General features: G+C 62.9%; 25 protein-coding genes. 15 read left to right on the top strand and 10 right to left on the bottom strand.

Going from position 1 to position 24,813, the window contains the following annotated elements; translation table 11 throughout:
* The first annotated feature begins 315 nt into the window (after positions 1-315).
* Entirely contained in the window at positions 316-1,518 is a 1,203-nt protein-coding gene (locus AC3WVQ_RS12600) for a pyridoxal phosphate-dependent aminotransferase (RefSeq protein ID WP_034788681.1), read from the top strand.
* Between the two features lie 128 nt (positions 1,519-1,646).
* Here AC3WVQ_RS12600 and AC3WVQ_RS12595 read toward each other — a convergent pair whose 3' ends face one another.
* The 3 genes from AC3WVQ_RS12595 to AC3WVQ_RS12585 form a co-directional block, all read right to left on the bottom strand.
* Positions 1,647-1,952, bottom strand: coding sequence for a hypothetical protein (locus AC3WVQ_RS12595; RefSeq protein WP_060518687.1), 306 nt, complete (start codon positions 1,950-1,952; stop codon positions 1,647-1,649).
* Positions 1,953-2,117: 165 nt separating this feature from the next.
* A complete protein-coding gene (locus AC3WVQ_RS12590) occupies positions 2,118-3,038 on the bottom strand; it encodes an NAD(P)-dependent oxidoreductase (RefSeq protein ID WP_492382927.1) in 921 nt (306 codons plus the stop codon).
* Positions 3,035-3,796 carry an SDR family oxidoreductase gene (locus AC3WVQ_RS12585; RefSeq protein ID WP_110819295.1) on the bottom strand — a complete coding sequence of 254 codons (762 nt, stop codon included), beginning with the start codon at positions 3,794-3,796 and terminating at the stop codon, positions 3,035-3,037. Before AC3WVQ_RS12585 ends, AC3WVQ_RS12590 begins: the two co-directional genes overlap by 4 nt.
* Before the next feature lie 116 nt (positions 3,797-3,912).
* Between AC3WVQ_RS12585 and AC3WVQ_RS12580 the strand changes: the two genes are divergently transcribed.
* Positions 3,913-4,803, top strand: a complete 891-nt coding sequence (locus AC3WVQ_RS12580; protein WP_060606786.1) for a LysR substrate-binding domain-containing protein — start codon at positions 3,913-3,915, stop codon at positions 4,801-4,803.
* A gap of 82 nt (positions 4,804-4,885) precedes the next feature.
* Here AC3WVQ_RS12580 and carA read toward each other — a convergent pair whose 3' ends face one another.
* Positions 4,886-6,091 carry a glutamine-hydrolyzing carbamoyl-phosphate synthase small subunit gene (gene carA / locus AC3WVQ_RS12575; RefSeq protein ID WP_034788670.1) on the bottom strand — a complete coding sequence of 402 codons (1,206 nt, stop codon included), beginning with the start codon at positions 6,089-6,091 and terminating at the stop codon, positions 4,886-4,888.
* A 326-nt stretch (positions 6,092-6,417) separates the two neighbouring features.
* Here carA and AC3WVQ_RS12570 point away from each other — a divergent pair, with 326 nt between their 5' ends.
* A complete protein-coding gene (locus AC3WVQ_RS12570; protein WP_090298517.1) occupies positions 6,418-6,867 on the top strand; it encodes a GatB/YqeY domain-containing protein in 450 nt (149 codons plus the stop codon).
* A 6-nt stretch (positions 6,868-6,873) separates the two neighbouring features.
* Here AC3WVQ_RS12570 and AC3WVQ_RS12565 read toward each other — a convergent pair whose 3' ends face one another.
* Complete coding sequence (locus AC3WVQ_RS12565; protein ID WP_244546801.1) at positions 6,874-7,779, bottom strand: hypothetical protein; 906 nt, start codon at positions 7,777-7,779, stop codon at positions 6,874-6,876.
* A gap of 215 nt (positions 7,780-7,994) precedes the next feature.
* On the opposite strand from AC3WVQ_RS12565, the gene dnaG reads away from it, so the two are divergent.
* Positions 7,995-10,007, top strand: coding sequence for a DNA primase (gene dnaG, locus AC3WVQ_RS12560; RefSeq protein WP_090298520.1), 2,013 nt, complete (start codon positions 7,995-7,997; stop codon positions 10,005-10,007).
* 52 nt (positions 10,008-10,059) lie between these two features.
* Here the strand turns inward: dnaG and AC3WVQ_RS12555 are convergent, their stop codons facing one another.
* The gene (locus tag AC3WVQ_RS12555) at positions 10,060-10,899 is read right to left on the bottom strand and encodes a glycosyl transferase (protein WP_210336605.1); all 840 of its coding nucleotides are present in this window, start codon (positions 10,897-10,899) and stop codon (positions 10,060-10,062) included.
* 194 nt (positions 10,900-11,093) lie between these two features.
* On the opposite strand from AC3WVQ_RS12555, the gene recQ reads away from it, so the two are divergent.
* From recQ to tdh, 3 genes are all read left to right on the top strand, one after another.
* The gene (recQ, locus tag AC3WVQ_RS12550) at positions 11,094-12,971 is read left to right on the top strand and encodes a DNA helicase RecQ (RefSeq protein ID WP_090298522.1); all 1,878 of its coding nucleotides are present in this window, start codon (positions 11,094-11,096) and stop codon (positions 12,969-12,971) included.
* 201 nt (positions 12,972-13,172) lie between these two features.
* A complete protein-coding gene (locus tag AC3WVQ_RS12545; RefSeq protein ID WP_492382788.1) occupies positions 13,173-14,360 on the top strand; it encodes a glycine C-acetyltransferase in 1,188 nt (395 codons plus the stop codon).
* Positions 14,361-14,371: 11 nt separating this feature from the next.
* On the top strand, positions 14,372-15,406 hold the full coding sequence (gene tdh / locus AC3WVQ_RS12540; protein WP_060611193.1) for an L-threonine 3-dehydrogenase: 1,035 nt from the start codon (positions 14,372-14,374) through the stop codon (positions 15,404-15,406).
* 37 nt (positions 15,407-15,443) lie between these two features.
* Here the strand turns inward: tdh and AC3WVQ_RS12535 are convergent, their stop codons facing one another.
* Positions 15,444-15,902 (bottom strand): GyrI-like domain-containing protein, encoded by a 459-nt coding sequence (locus AC3WVQ_RS12535; protein WP_090294487.1) that lies wholly within the window; start codon positions 15,900-15,902, stop codon positions 15,444-15,446.
* A gap of 217 nt (positions 15,903-16,119) precedes the next feature.
* On the opposite strand from AC3WVQ_RS12535, the gene AC3WVQ_RS12530 reads away from it, so the two are divergent.
* The 3 genes from AC3WVQ_RS12530 to AC3WVQ_RS12520 all read left to right on the top strand — a co-directional run bounded on the left by AC3WVQ_RS12530 (position 16,120) and on the right by AC3WVQ_RS12520 (position 19,471).
* A complete protein-coding gene (locus AC3WVQ_RS12530; RefSeq protein WP_034803441.1) occupies positions 16,120-16,464 on the top strand; it encodes a GFA family protein in 345 nt (114 codons plus the stop codon).
* Between the two features lie 462 nt (positions 16,465-16,926).
* Positions 16,927-18,984, top strand: a complete 2,058-nt coding sequence (gene rpoD / locus AC3WVQ_RS12525) for an RNA polymerase sigma factor RpoD (RefSeq protein ID WP_034803439.1) — start codon at positions 16,927-16,929, stop codon at positions 18,982-18,984.
* A 193-nt stretch (positions 18,985-19,177) separates the two neighbouring features.
* Positions 19,178-19,471: a GYD domain-containing protein gene (locus AC3WVQ_RS12520; RefSeq protein WP_034803438.1), complete on the top strand. Its 294-nt coding sequence runs from the start codon at positions 19,178-19,180 to the stop codon at positions 19,469-19,471.
* 55 nt (positions 19,472-19,526) lie between these two features.
* On the opposite strand, the gene AC3WVQ_RS12515 is transcribed toward AC3WVQ_RS12520, so the two are convergent.
* Together AC3WVQ_RS12515 and AC3WVQ_RS12510 are read right to left on the bottom strand one after the other, a co-directional pair.
* A complete protein-coding gene (locus tag AC3WVQ_RS12515; RefSeq protein ID WP_090294409.1) occupies positions 19,527-20,372 on the bottom strand; it encodes a DUF2066 domain-containing protein in 846 nt (281 codons plus the stop codon).
* Positions 20,348-20,761 carry a lysozyme inhibitor LprI family protein gene (locus tag AC3WVQ_RS12510; protein ID WP_090294407.1) on the bottom strand — a complete coding sequence of 138 codons (414 nt, stop codon included), beginning with the start codon at positions 20,759-20,761 and terminating at the stop codon, positions 20,348-20,350. Before AC3WVQ_RS12510 ends, AC3WVQ_RS12515 begins: the two co-directional genes overlap by 25 nt.
* A 248-nt stretch (positions 20,762-21,009) precedes the next feature.
* Here AC3WVQ_RS12510 and AC3WVQ_RS12505 point away from each other — a divergent pair, with 248 nt between their 5' ends.
* A complete protein-coding gene (locus AC3WVQ_RS12505; protein ID WP_034803436.1) occupies positions 21,010-21,579 on the top strand; it encodes a transglycosylase SLT domain-containing protein in 570 nt (189 codons plus the stop codon).
* A 44-nt stretch (positions 21,580-21,623) separates the two neighbouring features.
* Here the strand turns inward: AC3WVQ_RS12505 and AC3WVQ_RS12500 are convergent, their stop codons facing one another.
* On the bottom strand, positions 21,624-22,076 hold the full coding sequence (locus AC3WVQ_RS12500) for a VOC family protein (RefSeq protein ID WP_090294405.1): 453 nt from the start codon (positions 22,074-22,076) through the stop codon (positions 21,624-21,626).
* A 159-nt stretch (positions 22,077-22,235) separates the two neighbouring features.
* Between AC3WVQ_RS12500 and AC3WVQ_RS12495 the strand changes: the two genes are divergently transcribed.
* From AC3WVQ_RS12495 to AC3WVQ_RS12480, 4 genes are all read left to right on the top strand, one after another.
* Positions 22,236-22,589 (top strand): DUF1428 domain-containing protein, encoded by a 354-nt coding sequence (locus AC3WVQ_RS12495; RefSeq protein ID WP_090294485.1) that lies wholly within the window; start codon positions 22,236-22,238, stop codon positions 22,587-22,589.
* Positions 22,590-22,716: 127 nt separating this feature from the next.
* Positions 22,717-23,139 (top strand): secondary thiamine-phosphate synthase enzyme YjbQ, encoded by a 423-nt coding sequence (locus AC3WVQ_RS12490; protein WP_110818704.1) that lies wholly within the window; start codon positions 22,717-22,719, stop codon positions 23,137-23,139.
* 100 nt (positions 23,140-23,239) lie between these two features.
* Complete coding sequence (locus tag AC3WVQ_RS12485; protein WP_034803432.1) at positions 23,240-23,644, top strand: ketosteroid isomerase-related protein; 405 nt, start codon at positions 23,240-23,242, stop codon at positions 23,642-23,644.
* Positions 23,645-24,051: 407 nt separating this feature from the next.
* A complete protein-coding gene (locus AC3WVQ_RS12480; protein WP_034803430.1) occupies positions 24,052-24,438 on the top strand; it encodes a hypothetical protein in 387 nt (128 codons plus the stop codon).
* Positions 24,439-24,813 lie beyond the last annotated feature (375 nt).

The following is a 24,813-nucleotide window of genomic DNA, read 5'->3' as shown; positions in this document are numbered from 1 at the left end:
TTTTTTGAATAAATCGCGATCACCAACCGTTTCTGACCGTTACGTTTCGTGGCCGTTCGAACGGGTGCCACAATCCGTTTTGTCGGCGCTCGACGGACGGTGATGCATCGCTCGGTATCGCGACCTCCGATCGACGATGCTGATCGCATTCATGAAACTTTGTCATGGTGACGCTTTTTGCCCGCGTTTCCGGCGTTTTTGCCTATCCGGCGCTTGCAAGACCGGGCGTCTTTCGACATAGACCTAACCGCTATGGAGCCTGCCTTTTCGTTCCGTAGCGATCACCTCGTCTCGAAACGATCAGGACCTTCACCCATGGCCTTCCTTGCCGATGCCCTTTCCCGTGTAAAGCCTTCCGCCACCATCGCCGTTTCGCAGAAAGCCCGTGAGCTGAAAGCGAAAGGCCGCGATGTCATCGGCCTTGGCGCCGGTGAGCCGGACTTCGACACGCCCGACAATATCAAGAAGGCCGCCATCGACGCGATCAACCGCGGCGAGACGAAGTACACGCCGGTCTCCGGCATTCCGGAACTGCGCGAAGCGATCGCCAAGAAGTTCAAGCGCGAAAACAACCTCGACTACACCGCCGCTCAGACGATCGTCGGCACCGGCGGAAAGCAGATTCTTTTCAACGCCTTCATGGCGACCCTGAACGCCGGCGATGAAGTCGTGATCCCTGCACCCTACTGGGTTTCCTACCCGGAAATGGTGGCGCTGTGCGGTGGTACGCCGGTGACGGTTTCGACCAAGCAGGAAAACAACTTCAAGCTCAAGGCCGAAGATCTGGACAAGGCGATCACGCCGAAGACCAAGTGGTTCATCTTCAACTCGCCGTCCAACCCGTCGGGTGCCGCCTACAGCCATGCCGAGCTGAAGGCGCTGACCGACGTGCTGATGAAGCACCCGCATGTCTGGATCCTCACCGACGACATGTACGAGCACCTGACCTATGGCGACTTCAAGTTCGCGACCCCGGTCGAGGTCGAGCCCGGTCTCTATGACCGCACGCTGACGATGAACGGCGTCTCCAAGGCCTATGCCATGACCGGCTGGCGCATCGGCTACGCCGCCGGCCCGCTGCAGCTGATCAAGGCCATGGACATGATCCAGGGCCAGCAGACCTCGGGCGCCACCTCGATCGCCCAGTGGGCGGCCGTCGAGGCGCTGAACGGCACGCAGGACTTCATTCCCGAAAACAAGAAGATCTTCGAAGGCCGCCGCGATCTCGTCGTGTCGATGCTGAACCAGGCCAAGGGCATTTCGTGCCCGACGCCCGAAGGCGCCTTCTACGTCTATCCGTCCTGCGCCGGCTTGATCGGCAAGACCGCGCCGTCGGGCAAGGTCATCGAGACGGACGAAGACTTCGTGTCGGAACTGCTGGAATCCGAAGGCGTCGCCGTCGTCCACGGTTCGGCCTTCGGCCTCGGCCCGAACTTCCGCATCTCCTATGCGACCTCGGAAGCCCAGCTCGAGGAAGCCTGCCGCCGCATCCAGCGCTTCTGCGCCGCCTGCAAGTAAGCGCGGGCGACCGTCTTTCAAAAAAAGAACCCGCCGGCAACGGCGGGTTTTTCGTTCGTAAAGCGATTCAACCGTTGGTCATCCTGATTCAAGTCAGCCGGCTAAGGCCTTGAAATCAGGGCTCATTCTCAGGCGCCGGGAACCTCATCGTCGCCAACGATGCCACCCTCGCTTTCGAGGATCGAGAGGCGGCGGGCCTCGGAGCGGGTGAACTTCAGCCGTACGCCGATGCCGCGTTCGCCCTCCGGCAGGAACACCGCGCCGGCATTTTCGAGCGCATGCTTCAACGAGAGGATCACGGCGTCGCCGGGTTTCTCCAGCTTGCGCTCGAACTTGAGGATCGTCTCCTCGTCGACGCCGGAAAAGCTCGAAAGCATTTCGCGCGAAATTTCGATCAGCGCCCGGGCGGCGCGGCACTGTGGACCTGTAATCATCGTCACCTCCAGTTGCGGTGAGGATGCGCGAAGGGTGGCCGAGGGTCAACAACAAGCAGATAGCCCGCGGCGTTTCGACCGCGGGCCATCTGCTTGTTGTTTGCTTGCGGCGCGCTGGCGAGCATCATCGGCGTGCGCTTGCATCCGGACCGCTGGGGCCGCCCTCTATTTGCCCCGCATCGCCTCGATGAGGCCGGAGGCCTCGTCGCTGCCAAAGCCGGCGGCGAGGCGCTTTTTTGCCAGCCTTTCGATCGGCTCCATGAAGGTCGGATCGATGCCCAGGCTGCGGCTTGCGGCAACGATGTTGGTGATCGCCACCGATTGCATTGAGAGGTTCGACATCACGTCGCGGCCGTGGTCGCCGCTGTCGATCCGTTCGGCATAATCAGGCAGCGCCGTCATCATCGCGGCAAGCCAGGGCTCGACCAGCGGCAGGAACTGCTTCGCGGTGAAGCCGACGCTGCCGGCGAGCGCCGTTGCGTGCAGATAGCCGCCGAAGAGACCGTACATCGCCGACAGCAAGGCGAGGTCGCTGACCGCGGCGAGAACAGGATCCTCGCCGAGATAGTGGCTCTGGCCGAAGGCGGCCAATTGCTCCCTGGTTTTTTCGAAAGCATCGGCGCTACCACTATAGAGAATGAAGGCATCCGGTGTGCCGATCATCGGCGGCGTCGCCATGATTCCTCCGTCGAGATAGCGTGCGCCGGACGCTTCAAGGCGGGCCGCGACCGCCCGGACTTCATCCGGACGACCATTGGTGAGATTGACGACTGTCTTGCTGGCAATTGCGGTGCCGACATCTGCCAGCGTCGTTTCGACGGCGGCGTAGTCGGTGAGGCATAGGATGAGGATATCGCTGGCCGCAATGGCTTCGGTGACCGTTGCTGCCCGGCGAGCGCCGCGGGCAACCAGCGCGTCGGCCCGCGCGGGCGTACGGTTCCAGACGGTGGCGGTGTTGCCCGCGTCGATGAGGGTTTTGGCAAGTGCCGTGCCCATGGCGCCGAGGCCGATGATGGAGATGGATTTGGATTTGGATTTGGACATCGTGTTTCTCCGCTCCTGGTTCCCCGCTCTGGCCCGCTTCAGGCCGCCGCCGACAATTGCTGGCCGAGGCCACCGTCGACGGTGAGGCGGGCGCCGGTGGTGAAGGTGGCATCGAAGGCGAGGAACAGCACGGCGCGGGCGACTTCGTCCGCCGTGCCGTTGCGGCCCATCGGGGTGATCGCATCGCCGAGCGCCTTGAACTCGGCACGTTCGGCGTCGGTGACGCCCGCCACGCCCTTGGTCGGCGTATCGATGAAGCCGGGGCTGACCGAGTTGACCCTTATGCCGCGCGGCAGAAGCTCGGCGGCAAAGACGGAGGCAAACGAGATCAGCGCCGCCTTGCTGCCGCTATAGACCGCCATTCCCGGATGGCCGCCGACATCAGCAACCGACGAGGTAAAGACGATCGAGCCGCCGTCGCGGATCAGAGGCGCCAGCCGCTGGACGGTGAAAAAGGCACCCTTGGTGTTGATGGTGAACTGGCGATCATAGGAGGCCTCCGTCACCTGGTCGAATGGCTCGAGCAGCGATGTGCCGGCGTTGACGTGCAGGAGATCGATCGAACCCAGCTTCTGCCCGACCGTCGCCCCGAGTACAGCGATCTCGCCGAGATCGGCGATATCTGACTTTACCGCATGAACGCGGTCGCCGAAGCGCTGCTGGATCCGGGCGAGGTTCTCTTCGTTGTTTCCGGTCAGAAGCACCTCGGCGCCGCCGTCGACGAGCCGCTCGACCGTCGCCAGACCCATGCCATGCGTGCCGCCGATGACGACGGCTTTCTTGTTTTGATAGATACCCATTGTCTTTTCCTTCGATATCAGGCTTCGATGAGGAAGAGATAATTTCGTGGACGATATTGCGTAAGATGGGCAAACGTGGATGTATCGTCCACGTTTGTAGACATTGGGGACCCGCGATGCGCAATCTCAACGACTTCATCGTCTTTGCCCATGTGGTCGATCACAAGGGATTTGCGCCGGCGGCGCGGGCGCTGAACGTGCCGAAATCGACGCTGAGCAAGCGCGTGGCCGAGCTGGAAAAGACGCTTGGCGTCCGGCTGATCAACCGAACTTCGCGTCGCTTCACCGTGACGGAGATAGGCGAGGATTTCTACCGGCATGCCTCGGCGATGTTGATAGAGGCGGAGGCGGCCGAAGCCATCGTCAAGGGGCGCCTTGCCGAACCGAGCGGAACGGTGAGGATCACCGCCTCTGTGCCGACGGCTCAGATGATGCTGGCGGGGCTGCTGCCGCCGCTGGCGCAGGCCTATCCCAAGATGCGGGTGATGCTGCATGCGACGGACCGTTTCGTCGATGTGGTGCAGGAGGGCTTCGACATCGCGGTGCGCGATCACTTCGCACCGCTGCCCGATTCCGGCATGGTGCAGCGGCGGGTGGCAAACGATGCCATCCTGCTCGTGGCAGCGCCCGCCTACCTGGAAAATCGCGGGCACCCGCGCGAACCGAGCGACCTTTCGCGCCACGACGGGCTGCTGGCCTCCCTGACCTCGGAGGGATGGACGATGCGCAACGACGCGGGCGTGGTCGTCAGGGTGCGCCCCATGCCGCGGTTCCTCGCAGACGAATCCAACGTGTTGCTCGAGGCCGCCGTCTCCGGTCTTGGCATCACCGCGCTACCGAGAAAGATCTGTCGGGCTGCAATCGAGGCTGGAAGTCTTGTGCGTGTGCTTGCCGATTGGGAGGCAGGCAGCGTGACGACGACGCTGTTGATGCCGCATCGGCGCGGGCAACTGCCGTCGGTTCGCGCCGTCGTCGACTTCATCGTCACGCATCTGCCAGGAGAGTGAGGCTGGGCGGCAGCGAAGGCGCATGCTCGAAAAGAAAAGGCCCGCTAGGAGCGGGCCTTCGAAGCTTGTCTCGATCGGTCGCTTAGCGCTCTGCGAGCGCCGGTTCGCCCTTCTTCTCGCGCACGAGGTTCATGAAGCGGCGGAAGAGATAGTGGCTGTCCTGCGGGCCGGGGGAGGCTTCCGGGTGGTGCTGGACCGAGAACACCGGCTTGCCGGCGACGCGCAGGCCGCAATTGGTGCCGTCGAAGAGCGAAATGTGAGTCTCATCAACACCCTGCGGCAGCGACTTCGAATCCACCGCGAAGCCGTGGTTCATCGAGACGATCTCGACCTTGCCGGTGGTGTGGTCCTTGACCGGATGGTTGGCGCCGTGGTGGCCCTGGTGCATCTTTTCGGTCTTGCCGCCGAGTGCCAGCGCCAGCATCTGGTGGCCGAGGCAGATGCCGAAGACCGGGATGTCGGTCTTGAGCAGGTCCTGGATGACCGGCACGGCGTATTTTCCGGTTGCTGCCGGGTCGCCGGGGCCGTTCGACAGGAAGATGCCGTCCGGCTTCTGCGCCAGCACTTCGTCGGCGCTGGTCGTGGCCGGCATGACCGTGACGCGGGCGTTGAGGCCGGCAAAGAGGCGCAGGATGTTGCGCTTCACGCCGTAGTCGAGCGCGACGATATGGTAGGCGGCATCGGTTTCGCCGAGCGTCGAATAACCTTCGTTCCAGACCCAGGGCTGCTCGTCCCAGCGCGACGACTGGCCGGAGGTCGCGACCTTGGCAAGGTCGAGGCCTTCGAGGCCGCTCCAGGCCTTGGCTTCTTTCTTCAGCGTCTCGATGTCGAAGACGCCCGAGGGGTCGTGGGCGATGACGGCGTTCGGCATGCCGTTTTCGCGGATCCAGGCGGTGAGGGCGCGGGTGTCGATGCCGCAAAGGCCGATGATGCCGCGGGCCTTCAGCCAGGCGTCGAGGTGCTTGGCGGCGCGGTAGTTGGACGGCTCGGTGATGTCGGCCTTGAAGATGACGCCGACCGCGCCGTGGCGTGCTGCCGGCGTCAGGTCTTCGATGTCTTCGTCATTGGCGCCGATGTTGCCGATGTGCGGGAAGGTGAAGGTGACGATCTGGCCGAGATAGGAGGGGTCCGTCAGAATTTCCTGGTAGCCCGTCAGCGCCGTGTTGAAGCAGACCTCCGCCTGCACTTTGCCGGTCGCGCCGATGCCCTTGCCCTCGATCACGGTGCCGTCGGCCAGAACGAGCAGTGCGGTTGGTTTTTCAGTGGTCCATGCGGGTGTCGCGGTCATCGTTCCTATCCCGTTGCGGCGCGAAGCGGGGGCTTGAAAGCCCGGCAGTCGATCGCCATTTCTTTGCTCAGGCATGGACGCGCGGAAACCCCGCGGAAAAGTGCTCTCATGCCGATGTTGTGCAGGTGCGGGAAAATACCCAAAGCGCTTAGCCGGGTCAACCGGCCGCTGTGAATTGTCGGGAAATAAAATTCCTTATAATTCAAGCGGTTGCGTATTCCGTTTGATTGCGCCTGTCACACTGGTTTAAGACGACGACAACAACGATGGTTTCGAACCGGTTCCGGGCAGAGCACCGCGGGCCGGTTTTGACATGGAGTATGGACATGCGCGACCTGTTCGCTAACGCACTGAAGGAAGCCCTCAAAGCCAAGGACGCACGGCGTACCTCGACCGTGCGGCTGATCCAGGCGGCGATCAAGGATCGGGACATTGCCAATCGGGGCCTCGGCAAGGACCCGGTCAGCGATGACGAAATCCTGCAGATCCTCGCCAAGATGATCAAGCAGCGCGAAGAATCGGCTCGTATCTACGACGACGCCGGCCGGCCGGAGCTTGCCGCGCAGGAGCGTGAGGAAATCGTCATCATCAACCAGTTCCTGCCGGCCCAGCTTCCGGAGGCAAAGGTGAAGGAACTCTGCGCCTCGGTCATCGCCGAAACCGGCGCACATGGCCTGCGTGATATGGGCAAGTGCATGAACGTGCTCAAGGAGCGCTACCCCGGCCAGATGGACTTCGCCAAGGCCTCCGGCCTGGTGAAGGAACTGCTCAAGTAGCTCCGCTCAAGTCAGTGCCGCCGCCCGTTGCGATAAGACGGGCGTCGCCACCTCGGCTTTCGCCGGAAACGTCGCTTCGAATGCGCGATCGATGAGCGCGAACTTCTCCGCCTGATAATCCCAGTATTCACGGATGAAGGCTTTGGACAGCCAGACCGCGCCGCGTCCGGGCGACCGCTCCCACCCCATATTGCCCAAAAGGGCTGCCTTGTCGAAGATCCGCTTGAGGTGGGTCTTGGAGATGATGAAGCGTTCGCTGAGATCGCTCGGCGAAACCGGCCCGATGGCGAAGCGCTCCGCCTCGGGGTCGAAGGCGCCGATGCGGGAAAAGAGATCGTCCATCACCACGCCCCCGGAATTGACCCAGGTGAAGAGGTCGAAGGTCGGGCCTGGACGACGGACCGTGTCGTTGCCGACAAGCGCGTGGGCGACGGCGGCCTGCAGCCGGCCGAACTGGTCCTGCTCTTCGCCTAGGCGTGCCAGCCGCGACTGGCCATCGAAGGCGTCGAGGATGGCCAGATGGGACTGCATCCATTTCCAGACATAGTCGAGTGCTGCCTCGGTAGGCTCCAGCGGCCGGCTGCGCTTGTCGGGCTGCACCGTGATGTAGCGGGCGAAGCGGTAGGCAACCATTTCCTGCACGAAGGATGCCGCGGTGTTGCGGCTGGCGATCCCGTGCATGACGGCATAGTTGATGAAACGGCCGCTGTAGAGACCGCTCGAGGGATCATCCGGATCGCGGTCGTGATAAAGTGCAAGCCCGGATTGGGCCATCAGCCAGCGCTGCTGCGAGGCAAAGATAGAGGCGAGCCGCGGGTTTGCCGCATACATCTCCACCATGCTGCGCGCATAGCTCAGCACCGCGCCGAAGAAAGCCGGACTGGAGGCGAGCACTTTGACGGAAATGGCCATGGCAAGTGATCCAATTCGAGACGGCGAATTGATCCTTTTCGTCAAAGGGGTGTCAAGTGCTACTTTGGGTCTTCAGAAAATATTCATACACAACTTTTGATTGGGCGTCCGGCGTGCGATTCCCGTTTCGCTCCTGTGAATAGCGTGCAAGCAGGATCACTGTTGTAGCGCCCGCCGGCCATGCCGCCTATATGGAGGATCGACCAGAGGTATCCATGCGCTTTTCACAGTCCTTTCTTGACGAGATACGCGATCGCGTTCCGATTTCGGACGTGATTGCCAAGCGCGTTAGCTGGGACCGGCGCAAGACCAACGTCTCGCGCGGCGACTATTGGGCCTGCTGCCCCTTTCACGGCGAGAAGTCGCCGAGCTTTCACTGCGAGGACGGCAAGGGCCGCTACCATTGCTTCGGCTGCGGTGTCTCGGGTGACCACTTCCGCTTTCTCACCGATCTCGAAGGCCTGAGCTTTCCCGAAGCCGTACAGCAGATCGCCGACATGGCGGGCGTTGCCATGCCGCAACCGGATCCGCAGGCAGAGCGCCGGGAGAAGGAACGTACAAGCCTGCTCGACGTGATGGAGCTGGCGACCGCGTACTTCGAGGACCAACTCCAGACGGCCAACGGCGCCAAGGCGCGCGCCTATCTGCGCGAGCGCGGGCTGACGGGGCGCACGATCGAGACCTTTCGTTTGGGCTACGCGCCCGACAGCCGCAACGCGCTCAAGGAACATCTCGCCGGCAAGGGTGTCGGCAAGGAACAGATCGAGGCCTGCGGCCTCGTGGTGCACGGGCCGGACGTGCCGGTTTCCTACGACCGGTTCCGCGACCGCATCATGTTCCCGATCCTGTCGTCGCGCGAGAAGGTCATCGCGTTTGGCGGCCGCGCCATGTCGCCGGACGCACCGGCCAAGTATCTGAACTCGAACGAGACCGAGCTCTTCCACAAGGGCAACGTGCTCTACAATTTCGCCCGCGCGCGCCGTGCTTCGCAAGGAGCCGCACGTGACGTCGGGCAGGACGATGCGGCCGGAACGATCATCGCCGTCGAAGGCTACATGGACGTGATCGCGCTGCATCAGGCAGGCGTCGAAAACGCCGTTGCGCCGCTCGGCACGGCGCTCACCGAAAACCAGCTCGATCTCTTGTGGAAGATGACGTCGCAGCCGGTGCTCTGCTTCGACGGCGATGGGGCAGGCATTCGTGCCGCAAACCGCGGCGTCGACCTGGCGCTGCCGCATCTGAAGCCCGGTCGTTCGGTCCGCTTCGCCATGCTTCCGGACGGCAAGGATCCCGACGACCTCGTGCGTCAGGAGGGCCGTGGGCCTTTCGACAAGGTGCTCGCCAACGCCCGTTCGCTCGCCGAGATGGTCTGGCAGCGCGAGGTCCAGGGAGGCGCTTTCGACACGCCGGAAAAGCGCGCCGAGCTCGAAGCACGGCTGAAGCAGGTGACATCCGTGATCGCCGACGAAAGCGTGCGCCGGCACTATGGCCAGGACATGCGCGACCGGCTTCACGCCTTCCTGCAATCCTCAGGGGCAGGGCGGGGCGAGCGGCGCCCGTTTGAACGCGGCGTTCGCCAAGGCGGTGGCGGCGGAGCACGCGGTGCCGGTCAGCCCCGGGGGCCGAATGCGAGCGGGCCGACGGCAATCTCCGACCGGCTGGCGCGCTCGACACTGGTCAGCGGACAGCAGGTGGCGCCGCTTCTGAGAGAGAGCGTTCTGGCACTCACCATCGTCAACCACCCGCAATTGCTGTTCGACGAATATGACGAGATCTCGACGATCGAGTTCGACCACCGCGAGCTGCAGCGCTGCTGGGCGGCGGTGCTGAACGCTGCGGCTGCGCAGGGGCCGCGGTTGAACCGCGAGGATCTGCTCGAACAATTGCAGGCGGAGGGTTTTGGTGCGCTGATTACCGCGATCGACCAGCAGATCCGCTATGCGCGGCTCTGGACCGCGACAACGGCGGCCGCGCCCGAGGACGCCCGCGAAGGCTATCTGCAGGCGCTGGCACTGCACCAGCGCTCGAAGGCATTGCACTGGCAGGTGCGCGAGCTCGAACGCGAACTGGCCTATGCGACCGAGGAGGGCGACCTCGAAGCCGTGCCACAGCTTTTGCGCACGCTTCAGGAAGTGCAGCACGAAGTGACGCGGCTTGAAAACCAGGAAGCGATCATCGAGGGCTTCGGCGTGCTTTCAGGCCGCGTGAAGGGGCCGGCGGCGCGCTAGCTGCTGGGTTTTCCCCGCAGCGAAAGCAGGCCTGTTCTCGGCGAAGTCTCGACTATTCGCGCCAATGATCGGCCACCCATGGCGATGGGCGAAGGTAGTGCCGGAGATAGCGAAACGCATTCTTCTCGTAACGGTCGGATGCAAACAGCCCGAGGATATGGCCAAGCGGGGTGGAGACCTTGTCCTTCTTGCCGAAGCGGCCTTCGATCGCATGCTGCGGCAGGAGGTTGCGCGGGAACAGCACGACGCGCGCGTCCTTGGGCAGTCGGGGTGCCAGGAAAAAGTTGAGCGGGAACGGCCGGCGGCAGTCCTGCCGGAAATGCAGGACCCAGCGGCGGGGGAAAAGTTTGGTCCCGCCCGGCGCATTGCGCGTGACGAAGCGCTGCTCGAAACGGTATTCGTCGGCAATGCCTTGCGGGTCGGCGCGGAATTTCTCCTGCAACGGCACCAGCTTGCCGACTGGATAGCGAAACAGCGAGGTCTGGCCGAGGCGCTCGAACGGCGTCGTCTGGTTACGGGCGAGGATGACGTCGTCCGGTTCTCCCTTCTCGAAGAAACCATCGAGCGATCCGACGATGACCAGGTCGAGGTCCAGGAACAGGACGGGGCCTTTGAGATTGCCGAGCTTCGGCCCCCACAGCCGCGACTTCTGCCAGATGCCGGGCGTGTTCTTGGGCATTTCGCCGATGTCCAGCGGCGGCAAATCCTCGCACAGGATTTCCGGACGCAGGCCGTCGCGATTGTCGGTAAAGCAGGTGAAGGTGAAGGGCGGGGTGATGTTGCGCGCCACCATGGCGTAGAGCCGGTTGATGAACGGTGCGCCGTACTTCGTACCCCAGTTGATGCAGATGATCTGCTTGACGCCGCCGCTCGCCGCTAGAATATTTGCCATAATCACGTCCCGATTTCTGCGCGCCACTAAAGTACCGATGCGTTATCAAGGTCAAGCTGTCGGGGCAATCCCCGGTGAAGCGCAGCAGGGCCTGCGGGGAAAAACAGCCCTTGTCTCTTCAGTTGCGGCAAGGGCTATGGCATTGCCTGCGCATCTGGCCATGATGGCCTAAGCTGATTCCCGAAGGAGATGTGATGGAGTTCGTCGAAAGGGCGACGCCCTCAAGAAGCGCTGCCAGCAAGCCCTTCGACGAAGCCGGCCAGGCACCGCTCGACGTGCTGAAACGCGTCTATGGCTATTCCGCCTTTCGCGGCAAGCAGCAGGCAGTGGTCGAGCATGTGACCGCTGGCGGCGATGCCGTCGTTCTCTTTCCGACCGGCGCCGGCAAGTCGCTCTGCTTCCAGATCCCGGCGCTCTGCCGGCCCGGTTTGGGTGTCGTCGTCTCGCCGCTGATCGCGCTGATGCGCGATCAGGTGGAGGCGCTGAAACAGCTTGGCGTCAATGCGGCTGCGCTGAATTCGTCGCTGACGCGCGAGGAGGCGATTGCGGTCAGGCGCCAGATCCACGACGGTACGCTCGACCTTCTCTATGTGACGCCGGAGCGGACCGTCACCGACGGCTTCGCCGATCTCATAGGCAATGCCCGAATCGCGCTTTTTGCCATCGACGAGGCGCACTGCGTTTCGCAATGGGGCCATGATTTCCGCCCCGAGTACCGCGCGCTCGGATTGCTAGCCGAGCGCTATCCCGGCGTGCCGCGCATCGCGCTCACTGCCACCGCCGATCCGCACACCCGCGACGACATCGTCGAGCGGCTGGCGCTCAGCAATGCCGAGGTGTTTACCACCAGCTTCGACCGGCCGAACATCGCCTATGAAATCGTCGAGCGCGACCAGCCGCGCCAGCAATTGCTGCGCTTTCTCTCCCGCTTCAAAGGGGCCTCCGGCATCGTCTATTGCCTGTCGCGCGCAAAGGTCGAGGACACGGCCGAATGGCTGAACGCGCAAGGCATCCGGGCGCTACCCTATCATGCCGGCATGGACCGCATGCTCCGCGACAGGCATCAGGACGCCTTCCTGAAAGAAGAGAGCCTTTGCCTCGTTGCGACCGTCGCTTTCGGCATGGGCATCGACAAGCCCGACGTGCGTTATGTCGCCCATCTCGACCTGCCGGGATCGGTGGAGGCCTATTACCAGGAGACCGGCCGCGCCGGTCGTGACGGGCAGCCCTCTGAGGTCTGGATGGCCTATGGCATGGCCGATGTGCTGCAGCGCCGCCGGATGATCGACGAGGGTGGAGCGGCGGATGACATCAAGCGCATCGAGCGCGGCAAGCTCAACGCGCTCTTGGCGATCTGCGAGACGGCGGGCTGCCGCCGCCAGGCGATCCTTGCGCATTTCGGCGAGGCCCATCCCGGCCGTTGCGGCCATTGCGACACCTGCCTGAAGCCGGTCGAGACCTGGGACGGGACGGAAGCGGCGATCAAGGCGCTGGCCGCGGTCTATCGCACCGGCGAGCGCTTCGGCACCGGCCATGTCGTCGATGTGCTCATGGGCACGGTCAACGAGAAGACCGAGCGCTTCGGCCATGTCGACATGCCCGTCTTCGGCGCCGGCAAGGACCTGCCGGCTCGCACCTGGCAATCGGTCTTCCGGCAATTGCTGGCGGCGGGCCTGATCAGCGTCGACCACGCGGCCTTCGGCGCGATGAAGCTCGAGGCGGAGGCGCGTGCGGTGTTCAAGCGCGAGCGCCAGGTGTTTTTCCGCAAGGACCGCCCGACCTCGGGCAAGGCGGCGCGCGGCGCCAAGTCGGGATCGCAGCGCGAACGGGCCGATCTGGCCGGGTCCGATCTCGAACTTTTCGAACTGCTGCGCGCCGAGCGCTTCTCGATCGCCAAGGATCTGAACGTCCCGCCCTATGTCGTCTTCCCCGATGCGACCTTGATTGCGCTTGCCAAGGAACGCCCGCGCGACCTCGATGAACTGCTCGACATTCCCGGTATCGGCGAAAGCAAACGCGAACGCTACGGCGAGGCATTTCTGGCGGTCATCGACGGGTATCTCGACGGGTGATGGCGGTAGGCCCCGCGTCTCCGTCGTCGGAAAATGTCTGTGGCGAAGCGCTTCGCGACATAATATGTCCGGCCCGCCATCGCGCCTTGAAATGGCCTGTCGTTTTTACGCTGGATGCGGCCGAGCGCCGGATTTTGCTGCAAGTCAAAAGCCGTCATGATACTCGTCAGGCACGCGATGTTTTCTTGAAGCGAGAGCGCCATGACTTCAGCCTTTCTCACCCATCTCCGTTTAGAACTCGAGGGCCTGAAGACGGCCGGGTTGTACAAGTCGGAGCGTGTGATCACCTCGAAGCAGGCGGGTGAGATCGAAGTCGCCTCGGGCGAGCGGGTGCTCAACTTCTGCGCCAACAACTATCTCGGCCTTGCCGATAACGCGGAGCTGGCCGAGGCCGGCAAACAGGCGCTCGACCGCTACGGTTACGGCATGGCCTCGGTGCGCTTCATCTGCGGCACGCAGGAGGAGCATAAAGCACTCGAGGCACGCATTTCGTCCTTCCTCGGGCTGGAAGACACGATCCTCTATTCCTCCTGCTTCGACGCCAATGGCGGCCTGTTCGAGACGCTGCTCGGCGAAGAGGATGCGATCATCTCCGATGCCCTCAACCACGCCTCGATCATCGACGGCGTGCGGCTGTCGAAGGCCAGGCGCTTCCGCTATGCCAACAACGACATGGCGGCGCTGGAGGAGGAACTAAAGAAGGCCGAGGGCAGCCGCTTCAAGCTGATCGCCACGGACGGCGTCTTCTCGATGGACGGCATCATCGCCAATCTTAAGGGCGTCTGCGATCTCGCCGACAAATATGGCGCCATGGTCATGGTCGACGACAGCCATGCGGTCGGTTTCGTCGGGAAGAATGGCCGTGGCTCGGCCGAACATTGTGGCGTCGAGGGCCGGATCGACATCATCACCGGCACGCTCGGCAAGGCGCTCGGCGGCGCTTCGGGCGGCTACACCGCGGCCAAGGCCGAAGTCGTCGACTGGCTCAGGCAGCGCTCGCGCCCTTATCTGTTTTCCAACACCCTGGCGCCGGTGATTGCCGCCGCCTCGCTGAAGGTGTTCGACCTGATCGACAACGGCGATGCCTTGCGCGAGCGGCTCTATGCCAATGCGGCGCTGTTTCGCACCGAGATGACCAGGCTCGGCTTCACGCTGGCCGGCGAGGGCCATCCGATCATCCCGGTGATGCTCGGTGATGCCGCACTCGCCCAGGAGATGGCGGCGCGCATGCTGAAGAAGGGCGTCTATGTCATCGGCTTCTCCTTCCCGGTGGTGCCGAAGGGCCAGGCGCGCATCCGCACGCAGATGTCGGCAGCGCATAGTGAAGCGGACGTCCGGCGGGCAATCGCCGCCTTCGAAGAGGTCGGCCGCGACCTCGGCGTGATCTGAGGGAGAGACTGATGACGAACATGATGAAGGCGCTGGTGAAGTCGAAGCCGGAAGAGGGCCTCTGGATGGAGCGCGTGCCGGTGCCGGAGATCGGCCCGAACGACGTGCTGATCAAGGTGAAGAAATCGGCGATCTGCGGCACCGACGTGCACATCTGGAACTGGGACCAGTGGGCGCAAAAGACCATTCCGGTGCCGATGGTCGTTGGTCACGAGTTCATGGGCGAGATCGCCGAGGTCGGATCGGCCGTCACCAAGTACCATGTCGGCGAGCGCGTCTCGGGCGAGGGCCATATCGTCTGCGGCAAGTGCCGCAACTGCCGGGCCGGCCGCGGGCATCTGTGCCGCAACACGCTCGGCGTCGGCGTCAACCGGCCGGGCTCGTTCGGCGAGTTCGTCTGCCTGCCGGAGTATAACGTCGTGCCGATCCCGGAGGATGTGCCCGACGAGATCGCGGCGATCTTCGATCCGTTCGGCAATGCGGTGCACACGGCACTCTCCTTCGATCTCGTCGGCGAGGACGTGCTGGTGACCGGCGCCGGTCCGATCGGCATCATGGGGGCGCTGGTCGCCAAGCGTTCGGGCGCGCGCAAGGTGGTGATCACCGACATCAACCCGACGCGGCTGGCGCTCGCCAAGAGCGTCGGCATCGACCATGTCGTCGATGCCTCGAAGGAAAACCTTGCCGACGTGATGAAGGCGATCGGCATGACCGAAGGTTTTGACGTCGGGCTGGAAATGTCGGGTGCGGCCCCTGCCTTCCGCGACATGATCGACAAGATGAACAATGGCGGCAAGATCGCCATTCTCGGCATCGCACCGGCCGGCTTCGAGATCGACTGGAACAAGGTGATCTTCAAGATGCTCAACCTCAAGGGCATCTATGGCCGCGAGATGTTCGAGACCTGGTACAAGATGATCGCCTTCGTGCAGGGCGGCCTCGACCTTGCCCCCGTCATCACCCACCGCATCAAGATCGACGAGTTCCGCGACGGCTTTCAGGCCATGCGCTCCGGCAATTCCGGAAAGGTCGTCATGGACTGGTAAGGTCGCAAGGGCCGCCGTACCCGTGAACGGCGGCGGTTCAGTTGGCGAGGCCGAACTGGATCTCGATCTCGTGATAGCGGGCGCCCTGGCCCGCCCAGCGATGATAAATCTCGCGGCTCTCGCCGGAGAAATTGTGCCTGGACATCTCGATCATTGCGACCAGCGGCGCGTAGCCCTGGGTGAAAAGGCTGCGCATCGGACCCTGGTGCAGCGTGGACGCCACCATGATCGGCTCCAGTTCGATCAGATCGAGCGCGCCGCGATAATCCTTGCCGCCCGTGACCGGGCGGCAGATGCGCCAGTCGAACGGCGTCTTGGCGTTTTTCGGTAGATCGTTCGCGATGAAGATCCAAGGGCCTGCGGGCATCATGCCTGCACGTTCCATCTCCGCCTCGATGAGAGGCGCCAGCATGGCGCTCTCCGTCTTGACGTCTGGAATGGTGAGCCGCCGACCGATCGATAACACCCGCATGGCGTCGGTTTCCTTGATGAGCATTCGAGCCTCCGTTTCGGTGCGAAGGTCCTGCGCGATCAGGTCAAGCGCAAGCAAAAAGCCGGAATAATCTTGCGATTTTTCCTCGACAATGGGCTCCTTCGGGAATCGTTTTGCGTGCACATGCCTGGCTGCCGCCTGCGCTTGCTTGAGGGCAGGGAGGCTCTATCTTGATGGCAGTGGCGACGTCGTCGCACCGGGAAGTAGAGGAGATGCATGCATGCGTTATGAGGGAAGCTGTCATTGCGGCAAGATCGCCTTCGAGGTGGAAGGGGAATTTGGCGAAGCGATCGACTGCAATTGCTCGCTCTGCCGTCGTCGCGGCGGACTGCTCGCCTTCGTTGCCCGCGACAAGCTGACGCTGACGACGCCGGAAGCGGACCTCTCGACCTATGTCTTCAACAAGCATGTGATCCAGCACCGGTTCTGCGACACCTGCGGAATCGCGCCATTCGGTGAGGGCGACGGGCCGCATGGGAAGATGGCGGCGATCAACCTGCGCTGCCTGCCGGAGTTCGATATCGAGGCGGTGAAAGTCGTCAAATACGACGGCCGGTCGGTTTAGGACCGGACCGAAAAATGCAGTCCTGGTTGCGCGTGCGCATATGGCACAACGAGACCTTGCCGATTAAATTGTTGCTACCCTTGTCTTTTGGCGGGCAGCGCCTACATCTTCAGCGGAAGCTGATAAACCCCAAAAAGCGACAGGAACGGTGATTTTTACCGAATCATCCGGTTTTTCAGCGGAAATGCTTGACGGGATCGAAAATTCTGGGAATCACCATTTCCGAATAAGAAATGGCGAGATGACACGGCGGTTAGGGAATCATGCCAGAGACGTTTCAGTGGCAGGACTGTCGGAGCTTGTCCGCTTTGCCACGAGTACACTCGTGGTTAAACAGGAATTAAACATCATCCCGTTACGTCAGGGGAAATGATTCGGTGGCGGGTGCGCGGCGCACCCGGACCTTCGAGCGGCATTGGCACCGGGCTCACGCCGGTTGCGACAAGGAAAGCGACGAACTAAATGGCAACCAAAGTCAAAGAAAACGAAGAAGCTGACGTAGAACGCGAAGGCGCTCCGGACGGCCCGCTTCTCGATCTTTCCGATGACGCTGTCAAGAAGATGATCAAGGCTGCCAAGAAGCGCGGCTACGTGACGATGGACGAGCTGAACTCCGTCCTTCCGTCCGAGGAAGTCACCTCCGAACAGATCGAAGACACGATGGCGATGCTGTCCGACATGGGCATCAACGTGATCGAGGACGAGGAAGCCGAAGAAGCTGCCGGCGGCGGCGACGATGAGGCCAGCGACGACGATAACGAAAGCGAAGGCGGCGAACTGGCCCCTTCCAGCGGTACTTCGCTTGCCACCAGCAAGAAGAAGGAACCGACCGATCGCACTGACGACCCGGTTCGCATGTACCTGCGCGAAATGGGTTCGGTCGAGCTTCTGTCGCGCGAAGGCGAGATCGCGATTGCCAAGCGCATCGAGGCTGGCCGCGAGACAATGATCGCCGGTCTCTGTGAGAGCCCGCTGACCTTCCAGGCGCTGATTATCTGGCGCGACGAACTGAATGAAGGCCAGACGCTTCTGCGCGAGATCATCGATCTCGAGACCACCTATTCCGGTCCCGAGGCCAAGGCTGCTCCGCAGTTCCAGAGCCCGGAAAAGATCGAGGCCGACCGCAAGGCTGCCGAGGAAAAGGAAAAGACCCGCAAGGTTCGCTCGCCTGCCAACGACGACGACATCACCAATGTCGGCGGCGATGTCATGCCAGCCGAGGAGGAAGAGGAAGACGACGACGAGTCGAACCTCTCGCTCGCCGCCATGGAAGCGGAACTGCGCCCGCAGGTCATGGAAACCCTCGACATCATCGCGGAGACCTACAAGAAGCTGCGCAAGCTGCAGGACCAGCAGGTGGAAGCCCGCCTTGCTGCCACCGGCACGCTGTCGCCCGCACAGGAGCGCCGCTACAAGGAACTCAAGGACGAGCTGATCAAGGCGGTCAAGTCGCTGTCGCTCAACCAGAACCGCGTCGACAGCCTGGTCGAGCAGCTCTACGACATCTCCAAGCGCCTGATGCAGAACGAAGGCCGTCTGCTGCGTCTTGCAGAATCCTACGGCGTCAAGCGCGACTCGTTCCTGGAGCAGTATTCGGGCGCCGAACTTGATCCGAACTGGATGAAGTCGATCAGCAACCTGGCCGGCAAGGGCTGGAAGGAATTCGCCAAGAGCGAAAACCAGACGATCCGCGACATCCGCCAGGAGATCCAGAATCTGGCCACGGAAACCGGCATCTCGATCGCCGAGTTCCGCCGCATCGTTTCGATGGTGCAGAAGGGCGAGCGCGAAGCGCGTATCGCCAAGAAGGAAATGGTCGAAGCGAACCTGCGCCTCGTCATCTCCATCGCCAAGAAGTACACCAACCGCGGCCTGCAGTTCCTCGATCTCATCCAGGAAGGCAACATCGGCCTGATGAAGGCGGTCGACAAGTTCGAATACCGCCGCGGTTACAAGTTCTCGACCTATGCCACCTGGTGGATCCGTCAGGCGATCACCCGGTCGATCGCCGACCAGGCCCGCACGATCCGCATCCCGGTGCACATGATCGAGACGATCAACAAGATCGTCCGCACCTCGCGCCAGATGCTGCACGAGATCGGCCGCGAGCCGACGCCGGAAGAACTGGCCGAAAAGCTCGCCATGCCGCTCGAAAAGGTCCGCAAGGTCCTGAAGATCGCCAAGGAGCCGATCTCGCTCGAAACGCCTGTCGGTGACGAAGAGGATTCGCACCTCGGCGATTTCATCGAGGACAAGAACGCACTGCTGCCGATCGACGCCGCCATCCAGGCGAACCTGCGCGAGACAACCACCCGCGTTCTCGCCTCGCTGACGCCGCGCGAAGAGCGCGTTCTGCGCATGCGCTTCGGCATCGGCATGAACACCGACCACACGCTCGAAGAAGTCGGCCAGCAGTTCTCGGTTACCCGCGAACGTATCCGTCAGATCGAGGCGAAGGCGCTCCGCAAGCTCAAGCATCCGAGCCGCTCCAGGAAGCTCAGAAGCTTCCTCGACAGCTAAAGTCGGGTACATGGAAAGATCGAAAGCCGGGCCACGTGCCCGGCTTTTTCGTTTCCGCCTCACCCATGCGATTTATTGTGGGCGCTTTCGCCGGAGAGTATAGTCGCCCCTTCGCAGTAATCTGGGGCACCCCGTCTTGTACGCGGGAGCAATCGCACCGCGGGCGTGAAGCGTGCCCCCGTGGAGGTGTCAGATGACGACGTATGTCATGCTCCTCAACTGGACCGAGCAGGGCGTCAAGAATGTGCGTGATTCCCCGAAGAGGCTCGACCTCGCACGGAATGTGCTCGGCGAGATGGGCGGTTCCTTCAAGCATTTCTTCCTGACCATGGGCGACTACGACATGGTGGCCATCGTCGAAGCGCCTGACGATGCGGTGGCCGCACGCTTCGCGCTCACGCTTGGCATGGCCGGCAATGTGCGCTCGACGACGCTGAAAGCTTTCCCTGAGGCTGCCTATCGCGAACTGATCGCCTCGCTTGGATGAACAGCCGGTGTTGCGGCCGTGAGGATAATCGCGGCCACAACGCCAGATGCCTCGTTCACGGCGCACCGTTTCCTGAGAGGATGCGGGCCGCGCCGCGCATGGCGTTGCGAAAGGCGTCGTCAAAGCTGATGCCGCTCAACTGCCAGCGGTAACGCTTGCCGCCCGCGTCCATCTGCCATTGGGCGATCCAGCCACGGGCGGCGTCGGACCAGACGAGCGTGCCGAGGAGCGGCACGTCGCCGTCGGTTTGTGTCACGGGTGAAAAGAGCTGCGCCGGATCCGCTTGCGGCAGGGTGTCGAGCGCGGGTTTCCGGGCGGTTACGGTCGCCGCATCCGGCAGCACGGTCGAAAGCGCCAGCGGCCTTGCAGCTGCCTCAAGCGAATCCGCCATATAGGGGCTTTCACTGCCGTCGCGTGTCAGCACGAAGCGGCGCTTCTGGTCCTTGACCGCCAGCCATACGGCGATCGCCGGGCGAGGGGAGAGCCATGGCTTGCGGCCGAGTTCTGCGAGAAGCGGATTCAGTGTTGCTGGCTGGTACCGGCAGGTGAGGTCATGCGGGCGGTCGTGCGTGCCCTGTTCGTCATGGATCGGGATGCCTTCGAGGCGATCGCGGTAGGAGAAGGTCGAGACGAAGCTGCCGGCCTTGGCCTCCGCTGCAGCAAACCGGGGCGCCTCTGTGATCATCGGATCGCCGGATAGTTTGACGAGCACTTCACGCAGGCATTCGCGAAAACCGATCTCACGGTTGGCCTCACCCGTGCCGGTGACGATCGCGTCACTGCGATAAAGCGCGTCGATATCTGCCGCCCCGGCGTTGCTGCCGGCGTGGCAGAGAAGCGCCGCTACGAGCGCCGTGACCGTCGCTCTTTTCCGGATCAGTTTGCCGGCGGCAGGACGCAACTGAGATCGCCCTCCTCACAGCTCAGATAGGTCTTGAAGTCGGCGACGCGCTTCTGTGTGCGATCGTCGCGGCATTCAAGCGTGATCATCGGCTGGGCGGAGCCGCCGGCAACGCCCGAGCTTGCGAAATCGCATTCGGCATCGCGATAGGCGATCCAGGCCCTTTGCGCGGCAACCAGCAGCTTCGTCTTGTCGGCATCGTCCTTCAGGCGTCCCTGGATTTGCTTGTAAAGGGCGTTCAGTTCGGCGTCGGAGGCCTTCAGCGCCTTGTCGGCGCAGGCATTCATCGTCGCCTGGTCGCTCGCATCGGCGCATTCGTCGGCGCGCGCGAGGCCAGTCGCGGCGAACAGGCCGGTGAAGGCGAGCACCATCAAGGCGGATACTTTCATCGATACGCTCCTTTGCGCCCAATGGCTGGCGCGGCATGTCTCCCGTGGATCGTAAAACCTCCGGTGGCGAAAGTTCAATGGCCGGGCCTTCGATGGTTCTCCTTTGAATCAAAAGAGATCCTTAAGGTTTACGTTTTATCAATCTCTGGAGCGCCGCGGCCCCGACGGGCGGCCCGTGGTGTTCGAGCATTTTTCCCGCGGCATTGCCTTGCGCGCAAGCCGTGCTGCGGGAAGCAAGAGGTTCTGCGATGCGTTGCGTATTTGTCGTCGTCCTCCTGTTGCTGGCCGGCTGCGGAACGGTGCCGAGAGACACCCGGAATGCCTGCGCGGTTTTCGAGCAGCAAGATGGCCTTTTCAACAATTGGCGCCGGGAAGCCTATAGCGCCCAGCGTGAATACGGCGTGCCCGTGCCGATCCTGATGGCGACGATCTACACCGAATCCGGCTTCCGCCATAATGCCCGTCCGCCACGCACCAAGCTTTTCGGCTTCATCCCCTGGACGCGCGCTTCGACCGCCTACGGCTATTCCCAGGCGCTCGACGGCACCTGGGCGCGCTATCAGAGCGAGACCGGCCGCTGGGCGGCGCGGCGTTCGGACTTCGGCGACGCGATCCGCTTCATCGCCTGGTACCATCGCGAAAGTGCCCAGCGGAACGGCATCGCCCTCAACGACGCCTACAGGCTCTACATCGCCTATTACCATGGCCACGGCGGCTATTCCCGAGGCAACTGGAGCGATACGGCCAAGAACGGCGCCAAGCGGGCGGCCGGCATGGCCCAGGTCTACAGCAAGCAGCTCAGAGGCTGCGGCAGCTAACGCCGCAGCCCGGTTGAGCCGGCGCCAGGGGACCGTTCTTCCGCTTAACCAGCGGCTGCGCGATCAAGTTCCGCGACATCGATCTTCACCATGCCCATCATCGCCTGCTGGGCGCGGGCGGCACGCGCCGGATCAGGATCGCCGAGGTGGCGCATCAGGGCGTCCGGGATGATCTGCCAGGAAAGACCGAACCTGTCCTTCAGCCAGCCGCAATGCTGCGGCGTGCCGCCGTCCAAGAGCCTTTCCCAGAAGTAGTCGACTTCCGCCTGGTCGGTGCAGCGCAGGAAGAACGACACGGCCTCGCTGAACTTGAAATGCGGCCCGCCGTTGAGCCCCATGAAGTGCTGCCCCTCGATCTCGAAGGATGCGGTAAAGGCCCTGCCGTCGGGGCCCCGCTTCACGTCGGTGATGCGGGTGTTGCGGAAAATGTCGGTGTAGAAAGTGATGGCGTCCTCCAGCTGATCGTCGAACCAGAGAAACGGCGTGATCTTCTGCATGGGTGTCTCCCGATTTGGATGCTACCGGCCAAGGACGAACGGGGAAGCGCGGTTCCGACAAAAGCAGCGCCGCACTTGAAAGAAAATTCCGTCCCGATGTCGGAACTCTTGGCCGTCCTGCGTCCTATGCTCGTAGAACGAACAGAGGAGACTATGTCGATGACCTATGTGGATGGCTTTATCGTTGCCGTGCCGAAGGCGAATATCGAGGCCTACAAGGCGATGGCGAAGGCGGCGGGTGAGGTGTGGATGGAGCACGGCGCGCTCGCCTACAACGAATGCCTGGCGGATGACGCGCCCTATGGCGAAGTGACGTCCTTTCCCCGCTCGGTGCAGGCCAAGGACGATGAGACGGTGGTGTTCTCCTGGATCACCTACAAATCCCGCGCCGAGCGCGACGCGATCGTTGCCAAGGTCATGGCCGATCCGCGGCTGCAGGGCGATGCCTGGAAGCAGGTGTTCGACGGCAAGCGCATGATCTATGGCGGCTTCGAGGCCTTCCTGGAGATGTAGGCGCTGTTTGCGCGACGGATTGCGGCAGATCGCCTTGGACCGGGAGCGGTCCGGGGATAGAAGCATTGGGCATATCACCGGGTCGCACCGCTTCTCAGGCGGATGCGACCGCCTGCCGGAGGCCTTCATGCCGCAAACGCGCATCACCATCGCCACCCATGGCCAGGGGCTCTATGAATTTACCGACCAGGCGGCGGCCTTCGTACGCGCCAACGCCGACTGCGAGGGGCTGCTCACGGTCTTCGTGCGGCACACCTCCTGTTCGCTTCTCATCCAGGAGAACGCTGACCCGGACGTGAAGCGCGATCTGGACGCCTTTTTTCGCCGCCTCGTGCCGCCTTCCTCGGATACCTCCATGCGCTGGATCGTGCACACCCAGGAAGGCCCCGACGATATGCCGGCACATATCAAGGCGGCGTTGACGCCGGTATCGCTCGGCATTCCCGTCAGTGGTGGCCGGATGCTCACCGGCACCTGGCAGGGGCTCTACCTCTTCGAGCATCGCGACCGCCCGCATCGCCGCGAGATCGTCCTGCATCTTTCCGCCTGATTGGCCGGCGCCGACGATTGAACGGCGGCGCAAGGGTTCTAGATAAAGGGGCGAGAGCAAGGGCTTGGGAACCGGCCTTCGAGGCTAGGGAGGAACCGGAATGACCGATGCACAGACGATTGCCAGCGGCTTTATCGAGGCGCTGAACCAGCGGGATTTCGAGGCGCTGGCGCGGCTCGTGCATGAGGACATAGAACTCGATTCGCTGACCGGTCAACGCACCGTCGGCGTCGGCCCCTTGCGCGCCTGGCTGATGAACTATCTGCGCCGTTTCGACGAGCAGTTCGGAGACGTGGTGCTGATGCGCGATGCCTTCGGCCAGCGCGTGGCCGCCGATTTGACGGTACGGGGCACCTACCGCGAGACCATGGAAGGCTTTCCCCCTGCGACTGGCCAGAGCTACTCCATTCCCAGCGTGCTCGTCTTCGAGATCGAGGACGGCGCCATCACCCGCCTCAGCCATTATCGCAATATTCGCGTCTTTGAGCGGGCGCTTGCCGGCTGAGCGACGCGTAGCCGACCGCTCCTGACGGTCGCGCCCCTTCATTTTCAAGTTTTCTTACTGACCGCCGGATGACCGATCATGTCTTGATCGGGAAAATACGGGCGCGAATCACCTCTGGCACGCCGATGACGGCGGCTGATTCGCCGCTTGTCCAAGCGCAGGCGAAGGCGCGTCCCAGCGCCTTGGCCGCGGTCAAAGCCCTTCGAAATACTTGTTTATAAGCAATGCCTTATCGACTGTGACTTGCACGAAAGTCTCCTCCACGCGCGTGTGGTCATCTCGTTCTGGCAATCTGAACGTCCCATGAACATCGGGTTCCGCTGTCGTTCAGCTTGGCGACCCTATTCTCTGATCAATCGCTTGGGACGGTGATTGCCCCTCGAACCCTTCAAGCTTGGAGAGATCTTATGAAGAACCGCCTTTTTAACGCCGCTGCCGCCGCCGTCATCGGACTTACCGGCCTGCTGGGTGCCGCCTCCACCGCTTCGGCGGAATCGATCGAATTCGGTTTCGGCCCGCGCGGTGGCGTCGATGTCCAGTATCGCGACTACGACGGCGGCTACGGTGACGAGCGCGACTGGGGTCGCGGCCGTGACCGCCACTGGGACCGTGACCGCCGCGGCCGTTGCGCGCCCTGGATGGCCGTCGACAAGGCCCGCGATCGTGGACTCCGCCGCGCCTATGTCGCCGACGTCTCTTCGCGCCGCGTCGTCGTCGAAGGCCGTCGCCACGGCCAACGCCAGACGATCGTGTTTGCGAACGCCCGCGGCTGCCCGACGATCGGCCGCTGGTAACACCTAAGCAATCTTCCCGCCTCGTCTCCCCCGGCCGGCGGAAGAATGGCCCCTCATGCCAAGGCATGGGGGGCTTTTTGTTTGACGCCGCAGCGACCAAGGGGCGCCGGTTGCGCGCAGCCCTGGTCGGGACGCGTGAACGAAGCGAAGTGGATCAGGCCGACAGCGCGGTCCACACGTGCGAATCGTCCGCTCGGGCGATCGTCGTGTCAGGCACCGTAGTTGCCGAACCGACGGCAAGGCTCCGGCCGGTTTGCCCTCTAGCATTGCCAGACGAATGAACGCGCGGCGCAATTCCATCGCGGACATCTGCGGCCTAGGCATCGGCTGATCTTCTTCAGACCGGATCCAGCCCATGTGTCAGCCATCGCCCGG

The sequence above is a fragment of the Ensifer sp. EB106-05-01-XG146 genome, assembly GCF_058791875.1.
Note: the sequence above shows the minus strand (reverse complement) of the source record. Positions and strands in the feature narration are given on the sequence as shown.